The organism is Burkholderia sp. AU30280 (genome assembly GCF_020420125.1).
In the GTDB taxonomy this organism is placed as follows: domain Bacteria; phylum Pseudomonadota; class Gammaproteobacteria; order Burkholderiales; family Burkholderiaceae; genus Burkholderia.
The window spans coordinates 98478-115450 of the sequence record NZ_JAIZRY010000007.1; the positions used below are offsets into that span (position 1 = coordinate 98478).

At 69.4% G+C, this 16973-nt stretch carries 19 protein-coding genes; 14 read left to right on the forward strand and 5 right to left on the reverse strand.

Translation table 11 applies throughout. The features are described 5' to 3' along the window. Nucleotides 1–2 precede the first annotated feature (2 nt). From mdcC to LGN17_RS17595, 8 genes are all read left to right on the forward strand, one after another. Nucleotides 3–317 carry a malonate decarboxylase acyl carrier protein gene (gene mdcC, locus LGN17_RS17560; protein ID WP_027787896.1) on the forward strand — a complete coding sequence of 105 codons (315 nt, stop codon included), beginning with the start codon at nucleotides 3–5 and terminating at the stop codon, nucleotides 315–317. Continuing rightward, nucleotides 314–1249, forward strand: coding sequence for a biotin-independent malonate decarboxylase subunit beta (locus tag LGN17_RS17565; protein ID WP_226197919.1), 936 nt, complete (start codon nucleotides 314–316; stop codon nucleotides 1247–1249). The genes mdcC and LGN17_RS17565 overlap by 4 nt, the downstream gene beginning before the upstream one ends. Continuing rightward, nucleotides 1236–1943 (forward strand): biotin-independent malonate decarboxylase subunit gamma, encoded by a 708-nt coding sequence (mdcE, locus tag LGN17_RS17570; RefSeq protein ID WP_226197920.1) that lies wholly within the window; start codon nucleotides 1236–1238, stop codon nucleotides 1941–1943. Before LGN17_RS17565 ends, mdcE begins: the two co-directional genes overlap by 14 nt. After that, complete coding sequence (gene mdcG / locus LGN17_RS17575) at nucleotides 1930–2598, forward strand: malonate decarboxylase holo-[acyl-carrier-protein] synthase (protein WP_226197921.1); 669 nt, start codon at nucleotides 1930–1932, stop codon at nucleotides 2596–2598. The genes mdcE and mdcG overlap by 14 nt, the downstream gene beginning before the upstream one ends. Beyond that, nucleotides 2595–3461 carry a triphosphoribosyl-dephospho-CoA synthase MdcB gene (mdcB, locus tag LGN17_RS17580; RefSeq protein WP_226197922.1) on the forward strand — a complete coding sequence of 289 codons (867 nt, stop codon included), beginning with the start codon at nucleotides 2595–2597 and terminating at the stop codon, nucleotides 3459–3461. The genes mdcG and mdcB overlap by 4 nt, the downstream gene beginning before the upstream one ends. Then, on the forward strand, nucleotides 3458–4390 hold the full coding sequence (locus tag LGN17_RS17585) for an acyltransferase domain-containing protein (protein WP_226197923.1): 933 nt from the start codon (nucleotides 3458–3460) through the stop codon (nucleotides 4388–4390). Before mdcB ends, LGN17_RS17585 begins: the two co-directional genes overlap by 4 nt. A 117-nt stretch (nucleotides 4391–4507) precedes the next feature. Continuing rightward, nucleotides 4508–5029: a phospholipase D-like domain-containing protein gene (locus LGN17_RS17590; protein ID WP_226197924.1), complete on the forward strand. Its 522-nt coding sequence runs from the start codon at nucleotides 4508–4510 to the stop codon at nucleotides 5027–5029. Nucleotides 5030–5154: 125 nt separating this feature from the next. Then, nucleotides 5155–5799 carry a phosphoribosyltransferase gene (locus tag LGN17_RS17595; RefSeq protein WP_226197925.1) on the forward strand — a complete coding sequence of 215 codons (645 nt, stop codon included), beginning with the start codon at nucleotides 5155–5157 and terminating at the stop codon, nucleotides 5797–5799. Between the two features lie 7 nt (nucleotides 5800–5806). Here LGN17_RS17595 and LGN17_RS17600 read toward each other — a convergent pair whose 3' ends face one another. Beyond that, the gene (locus tag LGN17_RS17600; protein ID WP_226197926.1) at nucleotides 5807–7024 is read right to left on the reverse strand and encodes a polyhydroxyalkanoate depolymerase; all 1218 of its coding nucleotides are present in this window, start codon (nucleotides 7022–7024) and stop codon (nucleotides 5807–5809) included. A 253-nt stretch (nucleotides 7025–7277) separates the two neighbouring features. Here LGN17_RS17600 and LGN17_RS17605 point away from each other — a divergent pair, with 253 nt between their 5' ends. Both LGN17_RS17605 and LGN17_RS17610 read left to right on the forward strand, forming a co-directional pair. Continuing rightward, a complete protein-coding gene (locus tag LGN17_RS17605; RefSeq protein ID WP_226197927.1) occupies nucleotides 7278–7907 on the forward strand; it encodes a glutathione S-transferase family protein in 630 nt (209 codons plus the stop codon). Between the two features lie 178 nt (nucleotides 7908–8085). Further along, complete coding sequence (locus LGN17_RS17610; protein ID WP_226197928.1) at nucleotides 8086–8292, forward strand: hypothetical protein; 207 nt, start codon at nucleotides 8086–8088, stop codon at nucleotides 8290–8292. 109 nt (nucleotides 8293–8401) lie between these two features. Here LGN17_RS17610 and proP read toward each other — a convergent pair whose 3' ends face one another. Next, complete coding sequence (proP, locus tag LGN17_RS17615) at nucleotides 8402–9889, reverse strand: glycine betaine/L-proline transporter ProP (protein WP_226197929.1); 1488 nt, start codon at nucleotides 9887–9889, stop codon at nucleotides 8402–8404. A gap of 539 nt (nucleotides 9890–10428) precedes the next feature. Between proP and LGN17_RS17620 the strand changes: the two genes are divergently transcribed. Beyond that, nucleotides 10429–10761 carry a YnfA family protein gene (locus LGN17_RS17620; protein WP_226197930.1) on the forward strand — a complete coding sequence of 111 codons (333 nt, stop codon included), beginning with the start codon at nucleotides 10429–10431 and terminating at the stop codon, nucleotides 10759–10761. Nucleotides 10762–10795: 34 nt separating this feature from the next. On the opposite strand, the gene dnaQ is transcribed toward LGN17_RS17620, so the two are convergent. The 3 genes from dnaQ to LGN17_RS17635 are packed head-to-tail and all read right to left on the reverse strand — an operon-like array spanning nucleotide 10796 to nucleotide 12821. Next, nucleotides 10796–11530, reverse strand: coding sequence for a DNA polymerase III subunit epsilon (gene dnaQ / locus LGN17_RS17625; protein WP_175958101.1), 735 nt, complete (start codon nucleotides 11528–11530; stop codon nucleotides 10796–10798). Nucleotides 11531–11568: 38 nt separating this feature from the next. Further along, nucleotides 11569–12012, reverse strand: a complete 444-nt coding sequence (gene rnhA, locus LGN17_RS17630) for a ribonuclease HI (protein ID WP_039347704.1) — start codon at nucleotides 12010–12012, stop codon at nucleotides 11569–11571. Then, nucleotides 12009–12821, reverse strand: coding sequence for a class I SAM-dependent methyltransferase (locus tag LGN17_RS17635; protein WP_226197931.1), 813 nt, complete (start codon nucleotides 12819–12821; stop codon nucleotides 12009–12011). Before LGN17_RS17635 ends, rnhA begins: the two co-directional genes overlap by 4 nt. 18 nt (nucleotides 12822–12839) lie before the next feature. Here LGN17_RS17635 and gloB point away from each other — a divergent pair, with 18 nt between their 5' ends. The 3 genes from gloB to LGN17_RS17650 all read left to right on the forward strand — a co-directional run bounded on the left by gloB (nucleotide 12840) and on the right by LGN17_RS17650 (nucleotide 16747). Further along, nucleotides 12840–13646 (forward strand): hydroxyacylglutathione hydrolase, encoded by an 807-nt coding sequence (gloB, locus tag LGN17_RS17640; protein ID WP_226197932.1) that lies wholly within the window; start codon nucleotides 12840–12842, stop codon nucleotides 13644–13646. 151 nt (nucleotides 13647–13797) lie between these two features. Further along, nucleotides 13798–15372, forward strand: coding sequence for a transglycosylase SLT domain-containing protein (locus LGN17_RS17645; protein WP_226197933.1), 1575 nt, complete (start codon nucleotides 13798–13800; stop codon nucleotides 15370–15372). A 157-nt stretch (nucleotides 15373–15529) separates the two neighbouring features. Then, entirely contained in the window at nucleotides 15530–16747 is a 1218-nt protein-coding gene (locus tag LGN17_RS17650; protein WP_226197934.1) for an MFS transporter, read from the forward strand. The last annotated feature ends 226 nt before the right edge of the window (nucleotides 16748–16973 follow it).

The window sequence follows — 16973 nt, forward strand, 5'->3', positions numbered from 1 at the left end:
GCATGGAACAGTTGAACTATCGCTTCACCGCGCGCGAGCGCGCGAAGGGCGAGCAGGCCGCGGCGCTCGTCGGCGTGGTCGCATCGGGCAATCTCGAAGTGCTCGTCGAGCGCGTGTTGCCGGGCAACGAATGCGAGATCGACATCCGCACGGCGGCGGTCGGTTTCGGCGCGGTGTGGCAGGCGGTCGTGACGGATTTCGTCGAGCGGCGCACGCCGGGCGGCCTGAAGCTGTCGATCAACGACGGCGGCGCGCGGCCCGACATGGTGTCGCTGCGGCTCGCGCAGGCCGTGCGAGCGATCGAGGGAGATGCATGATGAACGACGCGATCCACGACGCGCCCGCGTTCGTCGCGAATGGCGCGAGCTGGTACGAGGCGTCGGCGCGGCAGCGCATCGACGGCCTGCTTGACGCGGGCAGCTTCGGCGAATTCCTCGGCCCGGCCGAGCGCGTGACGAGTCCGCACCTGCCGCTGTTCGACCTGCCGCAGCAGTTCGACGACGGGATGGTGGTCGGCCACGGCCGGCTCGACGGCCGGCCGGTGTTCGTTGCCGCGCAGGAAGGCCGCTTCATGGGCGGTGCGTTCGGCGAAGTGCACGGCGCGAAGCTCACCGGGCTGCTGCGTGCCGCGCGCGAAACCGGCAAGCCGGTGTTGATCCTGTTCGATACGGGTGGCGTGCGGCTGCAGGAAGCGAACGCGGGCGAACTCGCGATCGCCGAGATCATGCGTGCGCTCGTCGAAGCGCGCGCGGCCGGTGTGCCGGTGATCGGGCTGATCGGCGGACGCGCGGGCTGCTATGGCGGCGGCGGGTTGCTCGCCGCGTGCTGCTCGGCGCTCGCGGTGTCGGAGCAGGGCCGCATCAGCGTGTCCGGCCCCGAGGTGATCGAGACCAATCGCGGCGTCGAGGAATTCGATGCAAAGGACCGCGCGCTGATCTGGCGCACGATGGGCGGCAAGCACCGGCGGCTGATCGGCGGCGCGGACCGCTACGTGGCCGACACGCCCGACGCGTTCCGTGCGGCGGCGCTCGAGCTGATCGGCCGTGCGCCGAAGTTCGATGCGGCGATGCTGCGCGCGGAACAGGCGCGCCTCGAAGCGCGCGTCGAACGGTTCGGCGCATGCGCGGATGCGCTCGACGTGTGGCGCGCGCTCGGTGCGGACGCGCCGGAAGCGATTCCCGGGATGCCCGACGATGCGTTCGCGAAACTCGCCGACCAACTGCAGGAGCCGCAGCATGACGCTCGATGAAGTCCTGAACTCACTGTTTCCAAAGGGCCATTCGATCGCCCTTGACGGCGGCCTGCTGGCCGGCCACGCGGAACTCGCCGGCACGCGCGTCGACGTGATCGGCGTCGCCGAGCGTTTGCCGTTCGGCATCGACGAGGCGCTGACGCTTGCATCGTGCGTGCTCGACACGATTGCGCGCGGCGGCGACACACCGATCCTCGTGCTCGTCGACAGCGACAGCCAGCGGATGAGCAAGCGCGACGAACTGCTCGGCCTGAACGAAGGGCTGTCGCATCTCGCGAAGTGCCTGATGCACGCGGATCTCGCCGGGCACCGGACGATCGGCGTGCTGTACGGCCACACGGCCGCGGGCGCGTTCATCGCGACCGCGCTCGCGACCCGCACGCTGCTGGCGGTGCCGGGCGCCGAGCCGGAGGTGATGGACCTGCCGTCGATGTCGCGCGTGACCAAGCTGCCGATCGACGTGCTGAAGGAGATGGCGCGCTCGACGCCGGTGTTCGCGCCGGGGCTCGACAATCTCGTGAAGATGGGCGCCGTCGACGCCGTGCTCGATCCGGCCCGTGCGCTCGACGCACAGGTCGGCGAATGGCTCGGCAAGCCGGCCGACCGCGTCGACCGGCGCGCCGCGCGCGGCCGCCCGGTTGCCGCCGATGTGGCCCAGCGCGTCGAGGCGCTCGCGCGTGCCGCACGCTGAGCTGCCGCTGCGCCGCCACACGCTCGTCACGCTGACGGCGGCGGGGTGGGGCGCGGCATTCGCGCGTGATCCCGCGCTCGCGGCCGATCCGCTCGTGCGTGCGTGGGCCGAACGCGGCTGGCCGCTGATCGTGCGCCGCGCGTCGCCCGACGAGGCCGATGCCGGCTGCGTGCCGCTCGGCCTGCCGCTGCCGCCTTCCGCGGGCAAGCGGCGCCTCGCGCTGAACGCGGCTGCCGACGCGCTTGCGACGGTCGGGCCGCTACCCGCGTTGTCCGACGTGCTCGCCGCCGCGCCCGACGCATGGCGCTCGGCGTTGCGCGAACTCGATACGCTTGGCGCGCGTTGCGGCGTGCAGGGCCGCGTGTTTGGCAGCCTTGCATGGCAGGCGTTGACGGGCGAGCCCTATCTGGGGGCGTCGTCCGATCTCGACATCGTGTTCCCGCTGCCGGATCCCACATCGCTCGCGTCGCTGCTCGACGGCCTCGCGGCGATCGACGCGCGCGCGCCGATGCGCATCGACGGCGAATTGCTGCGCGACGACGGCGCGGGCGTCAACTGGCGCGAACTGCAGGCGCGGCAGCCTGAAGTCGCGGTCAAGACCGCGATCGCCGTCGAACTGATGCCGGCCGACGCATTCACCGGAGGGGCGCGATGAGCGCATGGGCTGCCTGCCGCGTACCGGCGCCGTCCGAAGCCGAGCGCATCGCCGAACTGGCCGAGCGCAGCCTCGTGTTCGAAATCGAGACCTATCCGAAGCCGGGGCTCGTCAGTCACGTCGACACCGGCAGTCACACCGACATGGATGCCGCGACGTTCGCGCGCAGCGCCGCCGCGTTGCGGCCGTACTTCGCCGAGTTGGCCGACGCGGGCGCACGCGATGCGGACATGGCCGTGCTGCGCAAGATCGGCCTGCGTGCCGAGCACGCGATGCTCGCCGCGACCGGCGGCGTCAATACGCATCGCGGCGCGATCTTCGGGCTCGGACTGCTGTGTGCGGCGGCGGGCCGGCGCGCGGTGCCGGGAACCATGCCGGCCGGGATGACGCTCGGCGCATTCGTCTCCCGCCGCTGGGGCGCCGATATCCTCGGCGGCCCGCGCTGGCCGGACAGCCACGGCGAACGCGCGAGTCGCCGCTACGGCGTCGGCGGCGCGCGTCGCGAGGCGGCCGGTGGTTTCACGACCGTCTACGCGGTCGGGCTGCCCGCGCTGCGCCGCGCGCAGCGCGACCTGCCTGGTGATCCGGAAGCCGCGCGCGTCGATGCGTGCTTCTCGCTGATCGCCGCGCTCGACGATACGAACCTGCTGCACCGGGGCGGGCAGGCCGGTCTCGACTTCGCGCGGGCGACCGCACGCGCATTCGTGGCGCGCGGCGGCGTGCGCGCGCGCGATTGGCGGCTGCGGGCGGCTGCCGCGCATCGTGCGTTCGTTGCACGGCGGTTGAGCCCGGGCGGCGCGGCCGACCTGCTCGCGATGAGCGTCTTCGTCGATGCGCTCGAAGTCGACGAAGGTGCGCGATGACGCTGGCCATCCTCTGTTCGGGACAGGGCGCGCAGCGCGCCGACATGTTCGAGCTGACCGGCACCGCGCCGCAGGCCGACGCGTTGTTCGCGCACGCCGGCCGGCTCCTCGGCGACGATCCGCGCGCCTGGGTCCGGCAGGCCGGGCCGGATGCGCTGCGCGAGAACCGTGCCGCGCAGATTCTCTGTACGGTCCAGGCGCTCGCCGCCGCCGCGCTGCTCGACGCTCTGTGGCCGCGCCGACGGTGCGTCGCCGGCTACAGCGTCGGCGAAGTCGCGTCGTGGAGCGTCGCGGGGATGATCGAGCCGGACGCCGCGCTCGACCTGGCCGATGCGCGTGCGCGCGCCATGGACGCCGCGAGCGGCGGCGACGAGCGGATGGTGTTCGTACGCGGCCTGACGCGCGCGCAGCTCGCGTGGCTGTGCGACGGCCGCGACGCGGCGATCGCGATTGCGAACCCGGGCGACGCGTTCGTGGTCGCGGGGCGGCAGGCCGATGTCGATGCGGTGGCCGACGATGCGTCGCGTGCCGGCGCACTGCGTGTCGCGCCCGTCTGCGTGCGGATCGCGTCGCACACGCGCCGGCTCGCCGCGGCCGTGCCGGTGTTTCGCGCGTCGCTCGCCGCGACGCACGTGCGGCGGCCGCTGCCCGGCACGCGGCTGGTTTCGGGGATCGATGGTGCATCGGTGCTCGACGTCGACGCGGGCCTCGACAAGCTTGCGCGGCAGATCGCGGAGCCGGTCGAGTGGGCGGCCTGTCTTGCCGCCTGCGTGGAGGCGGGGGCGACCGCGTTCCTCGAGCTGGGGCCCGGCCGCGCGCTGGCCGAGATGGCCGGCGGCGCCTATCCGGCGCTGCCGGCGCGCAGCCTCGCGGATTTCCGTTCCGTCGACGGCGTGGCGAGCTGGCTCGCACGCGTCGCGGCGGGCTGACCGACGGCGTGATAACGGGCCTGTAACCCGTTCGTCGGGGGCGGGTTTTGCGCTGTGTGTTGCGCCGGCGCAGCAGCCTCGCAGCCGGTGCTTGCCACGCGGTCTGGCGTCGCTAAAATGGCGCCCGCCATGAGACCAGCCGCCTTCCTTCTCGCCGCGCTTTGCTGCGCGGCGAGCGCCCACGCCAGCCAGATTCCGTCCGATGCCGCATCGGTCGGCACATACTTTTCGTATGACAATGCAGCGGCCGACGCAACCGTCGACCTGATCGGGCAGGCGCATCGCCGTGTGTTGCTGGCCGGCTATGCGCACGTGCCGCCGGCGGTCGCGAGCGCGCTGCGCGCGGCCCGCGCGCGCGGGGTCGAGGTGCGTGTCGTGCTCGTGCGTTCGCCGCGCGCGGGCCGGTACAGCGGCGCGGGCTATCTGAAATCCTCGGGTATCGACGTGGCGATCGATTCGCGGCATGGCGATCCTGCGCCGCGCTTCGTGATCGTCGACGACAGCGTCGCGCTGACGACGCTGTCCGAAGGCGCGGCCGCGCATGCGGAAACGGTGAACGTGTTCCAGCGTGCCCCCGAGCTCGCGCAATCCTATGCGCAGTCGTTCTGGCGGCTGTACCGGCAGGCCGGCGGCCTCTGACCCATACCCTCGGCGCCGCGCGCGCCGGTGTGACCCTGCTTGCATCGGCGCGGCCGATGAATCATGCTCGCTGACAGGCGCCGGCGCGGGTTTCGCGCATCCGGCGCAACGGCAGGGAGCCGATCGTGTTCGAGTGTTTTGCCGATCGCGCCGATGCCGGCCGCCAGCTGGCCGGCGCATTGCGCGATTACGCGGGGCGTAGCGATGTCGTCGTGCTGGCGTTGCCGCGCGGCGGCGTGCCCGTCGCGTATCCGGTCGCGTGTGCGCTGCATGCGCCGCTCGACGTGCTGGTCGTGCGCAAGCTCGGCGTGCCGTACGATCCCGAGCTCGCGATGGGCGCGATCGCGACGGGCGGTGCGATTCATCTGCAGCGTTCGGTGCTCCGTTCGATGCACGTGTCCGACGAACAGCTCGCCGACGTGATCGCGCGCGAGACAGCCGAACTGCATCGGCGCGAAGCGCTGTATCGCGGTGCCGCGCCGCCCCTGCCGGTCGAAGGGCGTATCGCGATCGTCGTCGACGACGGTGTCGCGACCGGCGCGTCGATGCGCGTCGCGCTGCAGACGTTGCGCGAGCGTCACCCGGCGCGGATCGTGGCGGCTGTCCCGGTCGCGCCGGCGGGCGCGCGCCATGTGTTCGACGATCTGGCCGATGCGTTCGTCACGGTGTCGCTGCCGCAGCCGTTCTTCGGGATCAGCCAGTTCTATGCGCGCTTCGAGCAGACGAGCGACGACGAGGTACGGGCTTTGCTCGACGCGGCGCGGCCCTGACGCGGCATCACGTCCGCCTGATGCGGCGCGGGCGAGGGCGGCGGGTTTCGGCCCATACGAACACGCGCTGCAGCATCGGATGCACGTCGCCGTGCCAGCGCGCCCCCGTAAACAGCCCGTAGTGATCGCAGTCGTCGATGTCGATCCGGTAGCGTTCGTCGTCGGCGAGGCCGCTACACAGGTCGAGCGCCGCGTGGGTCTGGCCGGCGCCCGTCACCTTGTCGCATGCGCCTTCGACGGTCAGCAGCACGACGCCGCGCAACGCCGCCGGCTCGACGCGCCGGCCGCCCACGTCCCAGGTGCCGAGCGCGAGGCTCATGCGCTGGAACACGATGTCGACCATATCGAGGAAATACTCGGCCGGCATGTCGAGCAGCGCCGTGTATTCGAGCAGCGCACGCCGCGCGCCGGCGAGTCCGCTCATGTCGAAGCGCGACGCGGCCAGCGCGTACGCTTCGATCAGCGACAGGAAGTGTTGCGGGTACACGAGCGCGATCTCGCCCTGTTGCAGATAGGTCGGAAATACGTGGCGACCATGCCCCGCGAAACCGGGTGGCACGATGTCGATCAGGTGACGGCGGCACCAGTCGAGCGAATGAGCGGCAGCGGCGGTGCCGAGCGCACTCGGATTCCGGCGTGCGTCGAGCGGGCCGCCGATCAGCGTGACGCTCGCGGGCGGCGGGAGGCCGCGCGCCGCGCGCAGCGCGAGCGCGCCGAGCACCGGCACGGTCGCCTGGCACACGGCGACGACATGCAGCGGCCGGTCGTCGTGCGCGAGCCCGTCGACGAAGCCGTCGAGCGTCGCGACATACTCGTCGAGCCCGAAGCGGCCCGACGCGAGCGGCACGTCGCGCGCATTGCGCCAGTCCGTCACGCAGACGTCGCCGTCCGCGAGCAGCGTCTCGACGGTTTCCCGCATCATCACGGCCGCATGCCCGGCCAGCGGCGCGCACAGCAGCACCGTGCGCCGTGCATCGGCGTGCGTGAAGCGCCGCAGGTCACAAAACGGCGTGCGTGCGACGACGCGCTCGCCGACGCCCGGCCATCCGATGTCGAAGTGCGGGGGCCCGTCCGGCGGCCCGAGCAGCGGCTCGAACAGGTCGTCGTAGCACGACGACGCGGCGTGCGGCAGCGTGGCCGCGGGCCACGCGTCGAACGCGTGCCGCGTCGCCGTGCGCCAGGCGCGCATCCATTCCCGCTGCTGCTCGACGAGGGCATACCACATGGCGAACCTTGGGGCGGAAGGGGCGTGAACTTGCATTATGGTCACTGTGGCCGGACAACGTGAGTCCCGCGCGTGTCCGGCTGATGCGCATCAAGCGCGGGGGCGCCAGGGCTGGCCGCGTTCGTTCCGTCATTTCGGCAAACTCGCTCGTGGCGCCGGTACCCGCCCGTTGCTCCCGGGAACGGGCCCTAGTCGATGCCGCGCGACGCTGCTACAGTCGTCGCTCCCATTCCCCTTAAGCGGAGCGTTCGCGATGAAGCTGATCGGCATGCTGGATTCCCCGTTCGTGCGTCGGGTCGCCATTTCGGCGAAGCTGCTCGACCTGCCGTTCGAACACGAGTCGATCTCGGTGTTCCGTCATTTCGAGCAGTTCAGGGCGATCAACCCGGTCGTCAAGGCGCCGACGCTCGTGACCGGCGACGGCGCGACGCTGCTCGATTCGTCGCTGATCGTCGACTATCTCGATCACCTGGTCGCGCCCGAGCGGCGCTTGCTGCCCGATACCGCCGATGCACGGTTGCGCGCACTCGTGCCGGTCGGCTTCGCGCTGGCGGCCGCCGAGAAGACCGTGCAGGTCGTCTACGAGCAGGCGCTGCGTCCGGCCGACAAGCAGCATGCGCCGTGGCTCGAGCGCGTGCTGAGCCAGATCGAGGGCGCGTACGGCGCACTGGAGCCGCTCGTCGCGGCCGCGAACGGCTGGTTCGGCGGCGCGCGCCTGCTGCAGTCCGACGTGACGGTCGCGGTCGCGTGGCGCTTCACGCAGTTCATGGCGGCCGACTACCCCGTGCTCGCGCGGATCGATCCGACCCGTTATCCGGCACTGGCCGCGCATTCGGCGCGGGCGGAAGCGCTGCCGGCGTTCGTCGAAACGCCGCTCGTCTAAGCCCGGCGACCCGTGGCGGCGCGAGGCCGCCCCGCGCCGTTGCCTGCCGCCAGCTCGGCCCCGCCCGGCCAGCCTTTGCCGATTGTTCTCGGCGGCTGACAAGTGACTTCGCATTCGCGCCGTTTATCCGGAAGCGGCCGGTCCCTAGAATCCACTCCATCGAATCACGCATTGCCAGATGGAGCAGATGATGAAAGCCCTGATCGAATCGAGCCTGTACCACCCGTCCGTCGTGTTGCCGCTTGCCGCGCTGACGCAGTTGATGGTCGAGCGCGATTTCAATCTCGGCCAGATCGGGCTGATCGTCGCGGCACGCGGTGCGCAGGCGGCGGTGTCACGCTCGCGTGCGCTGTTGTTCTGCCGTCACTGCGAAGCTCAAGCGTGAGGGTGCTCGCGGCTGAAGGATGAAAAAAAGCCCGGCCGGCGCAAGCCGGTCGGGCGGATCGGATTCGATCGGGCCCCGGCTTCGGCCGGGGCTTTTTCATGGGCGACGCTCAGGCGCGTGCGGGCGACACGACGCCGTAGATCTCCGATTCCTCGTCCTCGCGCATCTGGCGCACGAGCTGTTGGGCTTCTCGGCGCGACGCGACGGCCGGCGGCGAGCCCTTGAGCGGCTGGCGCGCGGTTTCGGCAAGCGCGACCACCGACACGATGCCGATCACGGCGGCGCCCATCATGTAGTACGCGGGCATCATCAGGTTGTGCGTGACATCGACCAGCCACGCGGTCACGAGCGGGGTCGTGCCGCCGAACAGCGACACCGACACGTTGAAGCCGATCGCGAGCGCACCGTAGCGGATCTCGGTCGGGAACAGCGCCGGCAGCGCCGACGGCATCACGCCGGTGAAGCACGACAGCAGCACGCCGAGGATCAGCAGGCCGCCGAACACCGACACCGTGGTGCCCGCATGGATCAGCATCATCGACGGGATCGACAGCGCGAGCAGGCCGACGCAGCCGGCGAGCATCACGGGCTTGCGGCCGATCCGGTCGGACAGGCGGCCGGCGGCGAGCGTCAGCGGCATCATCAGCACCATCACGATCAGCACGAGCACGAGGCTGTGCGATTCGTCGAAGTGCAGCGTCGACGACATGAAGCTCGGCAGGTACGACAGCACCATGTAGTCGGTCACGTTGAAGATCAGCACGAGGCCGACGCACAGCAGCAGTGCGCGCCAGTTGCGCATCAGCGTTTCGCGGAAGCGCGCCTTCGGCACGGCCTTGTCCTGCGCTTCGCGCTCTTCTGCCTGGCGCTTGAACGCGGGCGTTTCCTCGAGCCTCATCCGGATGTAGAGACCGATCAGGCCGAGCGGGCCGGCGATCAGGAACGGCACGCGCCAGCCCCACGACAGCAGCGCTTCCTGCGACAGCGACGCGGTGAGCAGCGCGACGACGCCCGCACCCATCACGTAACCGATCAGCGTGCCGAACTCGAGGAAGCTGCCCATGAAGCCGCGGCGCTTGTCGGTCGAGAATTCGGCGATGAAGGTGGCCGCGCCGCCGTACTCGCCGCCGGTCGAGAAGCCCTGGACGAGGCGGGCGACGAGCAGCAGCACGGGCGCCATGATGCCGATCGATGCGTAGCTGGGGATCAGGCCGATTGCGAACGTGCCGACGGCCATCATGATCATCGTGGCGGCGAGCACGCGCTGGCGGCCGATGCGGTCGCCGAGCGGGCCGAACACCATGCCGCCGAGCGGGCGCACGAGGAACGCGGCCGCGAACGTGCCGAAGGTTGCAAGCAGCTGCGCGGACGGGCTGCTGGACGGGAAGAACACCTTGCCGAGCGTGACGGCGATGTAGCTGTAGACGCCGAAGTCGAACCATTCCATCGCATTGCCGATGGCCATCGCGCTGACGGCGCGCTTGAGGAGGCTCTGGTCGACGACGGTGATGTCGTCCGCGACGAGCGGGGCTTCGCCGGACGACGAAGCGGAGGAAGAGGCAGCGGTCGGGCTGACGTGTGTTGCGGTCAAGGTCATGCACTCCTTTGACTGCGCCGAACGGACGGGCCGTCCGACACGGTTTGCCGGCGAGCGCGGTGTCGCGTGCGTCGCGTCGGGGCAGGCCATTAAGCACTTACAGCACAAAAGGCGGTAAAGGGCCGTAAGGGGCTGCTTCGACGCGGGCCTGATGGGCCGTCGCGACAGTGCGCTCATGAAGAATGGGCCGCGTGATGCAGGCGGCAGATGCCGGTGCGGACGATGTCCGGCGTTCCGGCAAGCGCCCCGGAGGGGCAACGAAACGAGAAAAGCGGGCCTGTCGGGCGGGCTTTCCTGTGGGTGCAATTTCGGTCGAAGGGCCGATCCACCACGCGCGGACGGACTTCTCTCGAAATCGAGTAGACAGAGATTGAATGTTGAAACAGGCGACATGATAGCACGATGGCGGATGATCGTGCAAATTGCCGGGAAACGTCCGTCTGGCGGGGCGTCCGGCGAGGGTGGCTCGGGTATGATCGGCGGCGCGCGGCGGGGCCGTGCCGTCCCTGGTGACGGGGGCCGAATTCACGAGGAACCGGATGACCGAACTGATGAGGATCGCGGCCCTGTTTGCCGCCACCGCGCTGGCCGAAATCGTCGGCTGTTACCTGCCGTGGCTCGTGCTGAAGGAGGGCCGGCCGGTGGGGTTGCTGGTGCCGGCCGCGCTGTCGCTCGCGCTGTTCGCGTGGCTGCTGACGCTGCATCCGAGTGCGGCGGGGCGCACTTATGCCGCGTACGGCGGCGTGTATATCGCGGTGGCGCTGGTGTGGCTGCGGGTGGTCGACGGCGTCGCGCTGACCCGCTGGGACGTGGCCGGCGCGGCGCTCGCGCTCGGCGGGATGGCGGTCATCGCGCTGCAGCCGCGCGCGTGAGCGCGGCCGCGGCGCGTGCCGTCTGCCGTCTGCTTCAAGCCGTTTCGGCGGCGTCCGCGTCGGCGGACCGGCGCCACACGCAGGTGCCCTTGACCGACTTGTCGAGCTCGTCGAGTTGCGCCAGGTGCGCGGCCAGTTCGTCGTCGCTCGCGGCCACCACGGCCAGGTCGAGCGCGGCGAGCGACACGCGCTGGCCGTTCGCTGCGCCGCCGTCGGCGCCTGCGTCGTCGAGCATGTCGATCACGAGGCTGTCCTGGCCGCGCGTCATCGCGAGATACACCTCGGCGAGCAGCTCCGAGTCGAGCAGCGCGCCGTGCAGCGTGCGGTGCGCGTTGCTGATGCCGAAGCGGTCGCACAGCGCGTCGAGCGAGTTGCGCTTGCCGGGGAACATCTGCTTGGCCTGCACCAGCGTGTCGATCACGCCGCCGCAATGTTCGGTGAACGGCGGCAGGCCGAGCCGCGCGAATTCGGCGTCGAGGAAGCCGAGGTCGAACGGCGCGTTGTGGATGATCAGCTCGGCGTCCTTCACGAAGTCGAGGATCTGGCTCGCGACTTCCGCGAATTTCGGCTTGTCGCTCAGGAATTCGGTCGTGAGCCCGTGCACCGCCAGTGCGCCCGGATCGCTGTCGCGCTCGGGGTTCACGTAGAAGTGCAGGTTGTTGCCGGTAAGCCGCCGGTTCAGCAGCTCGACGCAGCCGATTTCGATGAGGCGGTCGCCCGTGCGGGCGTTCAGGCCGGTGGTTTCGGTATCGAGGATGATCTGGCGCATGTCGGGGAAAGCAAAGGAAACAGGGGAGTGGCCGGCGTTCAGGCCGTGAGCGATTCGACGCCGCGATTCGCGAGTGCGTCCGCGCGCTCGTTTTCGGGATGGCCCGCGTGGCCCTTGACCCAGCGCCACTCGACCTCGTGCTGCGCGACGAGCGCGTCGAGCCGCTTCCACAGGTCGGCGTTCTTCACGGGTGTCTTGGCCGCGGTGACCCAGCCTTTCTTCTTCCAGCCGTGGATCCACTCGCTGATGCCTTTCTGCACATATTGCGAGTCGGTATGCACGATCACCTGGCAAGGCCGCTTCAGCGCCTCGAGTGCGGCGATCACGCCCATCAGCTCCATGCGGTTGTTGGTCGTGTTGGGCTCGCCGCCGAACAGCTCCTTCTCCTTGTCGCCGTAGCGCATCAGTGCGCCCCAGCCGCCGGGGCCGGGGTTGCCCTTGCAGGCGCCGTCGGTATAGATGTCGATCGTATCGGTTGTCATGAATGTTCTTGGTGGGTAGTCGGGGAGGCCGCCGGCGTCAGGCCTGGTGCGAGCACGGGCTTCTTCATCTTGATCTGGCCGACGAGGCGCATGCCGCGCACGCGCTTGACGGCCGTCACCATGTAGACGGCGCCGAAGATCGGCCACCAGCGGTCGCCGGCGGCCTCCATGAAGCCGTAGCGCGCCAGCCACTGGTCGGTGACGAGCGGCGGCCGGTAACAGCCGAAGCGGCCGCGTTCGAGGTCGAAGCCGAGCAGCTTGATCCAGTCCTTGAGCCGGATGAACGCGATCTGGTCGCGCGTGGCCGGCACGAACGGACGGTTTGCCATGCGCCCGAACGATTGCCGCATGCCCCACAGGCTGAGCGAATTGAAGCCGGTGATCACGAGCTGGCCTTCCGGCATCAGCACGCGCTCGGCCTCGCGCAGCAGGCGGTGCGGATCGGACGTGAATTCGAGCGTGTGCGGCATCACGATCAGGTCGACGCTCTGCGACTCGAACGGCAGGTCGAGCAGGTCGCACCAGGTCGTGCTGCGGCCGTCGGGCGCGTGCTCGGGCGCATGCGCTTCGCGGGCCCATGGATACTGATAGGGCGCGCTCGCGCCGCTCGCCGGATCGAGCACGAGGCCGCGATACGGCATGCGGTTCTCGCGCAGCGCGTCGAGCTGCGGCAGGCCGAGCTGCAGTGCGTGGAACCCGAAGACGTCGGACACGATCCGGTCGAGCTGCGCCTGCTCCCAGCCCAGCACGTAGCGGCCGGGCGGTGAGTCGGTCCAGGCGGGCCAGTCTATAATTTGACGGTCAGACATAACGATGATTGCGCGCCCATGAACGAGCTGGAATACGTGCCGGTTCCGGCATTCGAAGACAACTATATCTGGCTCGTCTCGGACGGCCGCGATGCGATCGCCGTCGATCCGGGTGAAGCCGCGCCGGTGCGCCGGGTTCTAGCCGAGCGAGGCTGGCGGTTGACCGCTATTTTACTCACGCACCATCACGCCGACCACGTCGGCGGTGTCGCGGCACTGCGCGATGGCCAACCGGACGATGTTCCGCTCGCCGTTTACGGCCCCGCTGCCGAGGCGATCGGCGTGGTCACGCGACCGCTTTCGGGCGGCGCGCGCGTGACGCTCGACGCGCCGGCCGTCGCGTTCGACGTGCTCGACGTGCCGGGCCATACGCGCGGCCACATCGCCTATTTCCAGGCGGCCGGGCAGGGCAACGCGGCGCCGCACGTGTTCTGCGGCGACACGCTGTTCTCGTGCGGTTGCGGGCGCCTGTTCGAAGGCACGCCCGCGCAGATGCTCGCATCGCTCGACGCGCTCGCGGCACTGCCGGGCGACACGCACGTGCATTGCGCGCACGAATACACGCTGTCCAACATCCGCTTCGCGCTCGCGTGCGAACCCGGCAATGCGGCGCTCGCCACGTGGCGCGACGACGCGCAGGCGCTGCGCGCGCGCGGCGTGCCGACACTCCCCACTACGATCGCGCACGAGCGTGCCGTTAACCCGTTCATGCGTGCGGACAGCGATGCGATCCGCGCGACGCTCGAGGCCGAGTTGCACGAAACAGTGCCGGATCGTCTGACGGCGTTCACGCTGATGCGCGAGTGGAAAAACCGGTTCCGATGATGATTTCCGGAGGACTCCAAAGCTCATGCGGTGCCTGTAAAAATTGCTCCAAATGTAGGATTTCGCTGAGTTTTCGGTGTTTTTATTGACGTGAAGCACGCACTTCCGTAGTATCGCCTGCAATTTCCAGCCGTCGGAAGCAGAGAATTTCATGCGACTTATATTGAGTGCGATGGTGGTTCTGCTGCTCGCCGCTTGTGCGAGCCAGGCCCCTGTCGCCAACAACGCCGCCGATCCGCAGGCGACGTCCACCTACCTCCGTAAATCAGCCACCGCCAAAGAAACTGTCGACGTCGACAAGCAATCCGTCGGCGATCTGACCAGTGCGGATTCCGATCTCTGGGGTCGCATCCGCCGCGGTTTCCAGATGCCCGACCTGCAGACCGACCTCGTCGACATGCAGACCACGTGGTATACGCAGCGCCCGGATTACGTGCAGCGCATGACCGAGCGCTCGCAGAAGTACCTGTACCACATCGTCGAGGAACTCGAGGCGCGTCACATGCCGACCGAGCTCGCGCTGTTGCCGTTCATCGAGTCCGCGTACAACCCGCAGGCGCTGTCGGTCGCGAAGGCGGCCGGCATGTGGCAGTTCATGCCCGGCACGGGTCGCACGTACAACCTGAAGCGCAACATGTGGCAGGACGAGCGCCGTGACGTGCTCGCGTCGACGAGCGCCGCGCTCGACTACCTGTCGCGCCTGCATGACATGTTCGGCGACTGGTATCTCGCGCTGGCCGCATACAACTGGGGCGAGGGCAACGTGCAGCGCGCGATCGCGCGCAACCAGGCGGCCGGCCTGCCGACTGACTACCTGAGCCTGCGCATGCCGAACGAGACGCGCAACTACGTGCCGAAGCTGCAGGCGGTGAAGAACATCATCGCGAATCCGCAGCAGTATGGCCTGGCCCTGCCGGACATCCCGAACCACCCGTATTTCGTGACGGTCACGACGTCGCGCGACATCGACGTGGCGGTGGCGGCGAAGCTCGCGAACCTGTCGCTCGACGAATTCCGCTCGCTGAACCCGTCGTTCTCGAAGCCGGTGATCCTCGGCGCGACCGAGCCGCAGATCCTGCTGCCGTTCGACAACGCGTCGGCGTTCGAGAAGAACCTGAAGGCGTACAACGGCCAGCTCTCGTCGTGGACCACCTATACGGTCAGCGAACGTGCGCGGCCGGCCGCGATTGCGGAGAAGATCGGCGTGGACGCCGATACGCTGATGTCGATCAACAAGATTCCGGCCGGCATGCGCCTGAAGCCCGGCTCGACGATCGTCGTGCCGCGCGGCAATGACGACGACGAGGACATCAGCGCCGACGTCGCCGAAAACGGCGTGCTCGCGATGGAACCCGATGTGCCCGACACGCGGAAGATGCTGATCCGCGTGCGCCGCAAGCAGTCGATGGCCGCGATCGCCGGCCGCTACGGCGTGTCGGTCGGCCAGCTCAAGGCGTGGAACCGCACGCACCGCGATCTCGTGATGCCGGGCCAGGCGCTCGTGCTGCACGTGCCGGTCGGCCGTTCGGTGCCGGCGGAACCCGGTCCGGAGCGGATCGCGACGTCGGCCGGCGGTGCGCACATCGAGCGCGCGAGCCTGGCGGTGGGCGGCAAGTCGCACGGCGCGAAGCGCGGCGCGGCAAAGCCGGCAGCCAGGCCGGCGAAGGCGGCGCCTGCGAAAGCGGCGCCGGCCAAGGCGGCAGCGCACAAGGGCAAGAAGAAGTAACGCACTCGCGAGCGCATCGTGCGGCCGGCCCGGTTCGCGCGATTGCGCTATCATCCGACGAAATGCGACGAAACGCCGTCACCGAGGTGACGGCGTTTTTGTTTGTGCGCGGCGCGGGGGCGCCGCCGTGAATGTCTACGTATAACAAGGGGAAGTGATGTCGTCGGTGCAGGTGAGGGTGCTCGCGCTGTTTTCGGTCGGGTATTTCGTGTCGTATGTGTTTCGCGGCGTCAATCTGGGCTTCGCGCCGTTCGTCACGCACGAGCTCGGGTTGTCGGCCGCCGATCTCGGTCTGCTCACCAGTCTTTATTTCCTCGGCTTCGCAGGCGCGCAGATCCCGGCCGGCGTGATGCTCGACCACTTCGGCCCGCGGCGTGTGACGGCCGGCATGCTGCTGTTTGCGGCCGCCGGTGCGGCCGTGTTCGGCGCCGCGCACAGTCTCGGCACCATGATGGTCGGCCGGCTGCTGATCGGTGTCGGCGTATCGGTGTGTCTCGGCGCGGCGTTCAAGGCGCTCGCGCAGCATTTCCCGGTCGGCCGGCTGCCGCTCGTCAACGGCCTCGTGATGGCCGTGGGCGGCCTCGGCGGCGTGATGGTCGGCTCGCCGCTGACCTGGCTGCTCGGCTGGACGAGCTGGCGCGCGATCTGTTTCGGCCTCGCGGTGCTGACGGTGAGCGTCGCGGCGTCGATCGGGCTGGGCGCGCCGGAAGCGAAGCAGGTGCGGCACCAGGGTGGGATCGTCAGCCAGTTCAAGGGCACGTGGCATATCCTGAGCAGCCCCGCCTTCTGGAAGATCTCGTCGTTCTCCGTCGTCACGCAGGGCGTGTTCTACGCGATGCAGTCGCTATGGGTCGGGCCGTACCTGCGCGACGTCGCGGGGTTCGATGCGCCGCATGCCGCGCGCCTCGTGTCGGTGCTCGGCTTCGCGATGATGGCCGGCTGCGTCGGCTTCGGCGCCGCCGCGCGCGTGCTCGAGCGGCGCGGCGTGTCCGTATACGCGTTCTGCGGGGTCGGCATGGCGCTGTTCGTCGCGACGCAGGCCGCGATCGTCGCGCGCGTGCCGTTGCCGCCCGCCGTGCTGTGGGCCGCATACGGGATGTTCGGCGGCGTCGGCATCCTGACCTACGCGGTGATGGCCGGGCATTTTCCCGCTCACCTGATCGGTCGCGCGAACACGACGCTCACGCTCGTGATCTTCCTGCTGATCTTTGCGTTCCAGATCGGTGTCGGCGCGGTGCTGTCGCGCTGGCCCGCGATCGACGGCCACTATCCGGCCGCCGCACACTTCACCGCATGGGGCGTGCTGCTCGCGCTGCAGCTCGCGAGTGCAGTCTGGTACGTCTGGCCTGCGCGCGGCGCTGGTCAAGCACACTGATCCGGCGGTACGCTGGGGGCAGGGCGGCCGCGTAAATGGGGCCGCAGCGCATGCGTCGCGTCGCCGGGCGCGGCATGCGCACGATCGGACGGCCATATCAATTGAAGATAGGGCCATTTTCAGGCTATAATTTGAAAGTTTGTGCTGATCAACCTCGCACCCTAGCGCCTACCTCATTCATCCCGTTCATCCGCCGCACGCCGCCTGCCGGGCGATGCCGCGAAGC

Coding starts and splice junctions, on each gene's coding strand:
- LGN17_RS17600 (WP_226197926.1), bottom strand. CDS start 7,024: ATGTGGTATGCCCTCGTCGAGCAGCAGCGGGAATGGATGCGCGCCTGG.
- LGN17_RS17620 (WP_226197930.1), top strand. CDS start 10,429: ATGACCGAACTGATGAGGATCGCGGCCCTGTTTGCCGCCACCGCGCTG.
- LGN17_RS17645 (WP_226197933.1), top strand. CDS start 13,798: ATGCGACTTATATTGAGTGCGATGGTGGTTCTGCTGCTCGCCGCTTGT.
- proP (WP_226197929.1), bottom strand. CDS start 9,889: ATGACCTTGACCGCAACACACGTCAGCCCGACCGCTGCCTCTTCCTCC.
- LGN17_RS17585 (WP_226197923.1), top strand. CDS start 3,458: ATGACGCTGGCCATCCTCTGTTCGGGACAGGGCGCGCAGCGCGCCGAC.
- mdcE (WP_226197920.1), top strand. CDS start 1,236: ATGACGCTCGATGAAGTCCTGAACTCACTGTTTCCAAAGGGCCATTCG.
- LGN17_RS17590 (WP_226197924.1), top strand. CDS start 4,508: ATGGCGCCCGCCATGAGACCAGCCGCCTTCCTTCTCGCCGCGCTTTGC.
- LGN17_RS17605 (WP_226197927.1), top strand. CDS start 7,278: ATGAAGCTGATCGGCATGCTGGATTCCCCGTTCGTGCGTCGGGTCGCC.
- rnhA (WP_039347704.1), bottom strand. CDS start 12,012: ATGACAACCGATACGATCGACATCTATACCGACGGCGCCTGCAAGGGC.
- LGN17_RS17610 (WP_226197928.1), top strand. CDS start 8,086: ATGGAGCAGATGATGAAAGCCCTGATCGAATCGAGCCTGTACCACCCG.
- gloB (WP_226197932.1), top strand. CDS start 12,840: ATGAACGAGCTGGAATACGTGCCGGTTCCGGCATTCGAAGACAACTAT.
- mdcB (WP_226197922.1), top strand. CDS start 2,595: ATGAGCGCATGGGCTGCCTGCCGCGTACCGGCGCCGTCCGAAGCCGAG.
- LGN17_RS17650 (WP_226197934.1), top strand. CDS start 15,530: ATGTCGTCGGTGCAGGTGAGGGTGCTCGCGCTGTTTTCGGTCGGGTAT.
- LGN17_RS17565 (WP_226197919.1), top strand. CDS start 314: ATGATGAACGACGCGATCCACGACGCGCCCGCGTTCGTCGCGAATGGC.
- LGN17_RS17635 (WP_226197931.1), bottom strand. CDS start 12,821: ATGTCTGACCGTCAAATTATAGACTGGCCCGCCTGGACCGACTCACCG.
- mdcC (WP_027787896.1), top strand. CDS start 3: ATGGAACAGTTGAACTATCGCTTCACCGCGCGCGAGCGCGCGAAGGGC.
- dnaQ (WP_175958101.1), bottom strand. CDS start 11,530: ATGCGCCAGATCATCCTCGATACCGAAACCACCGGCCTGAACGCCCGC.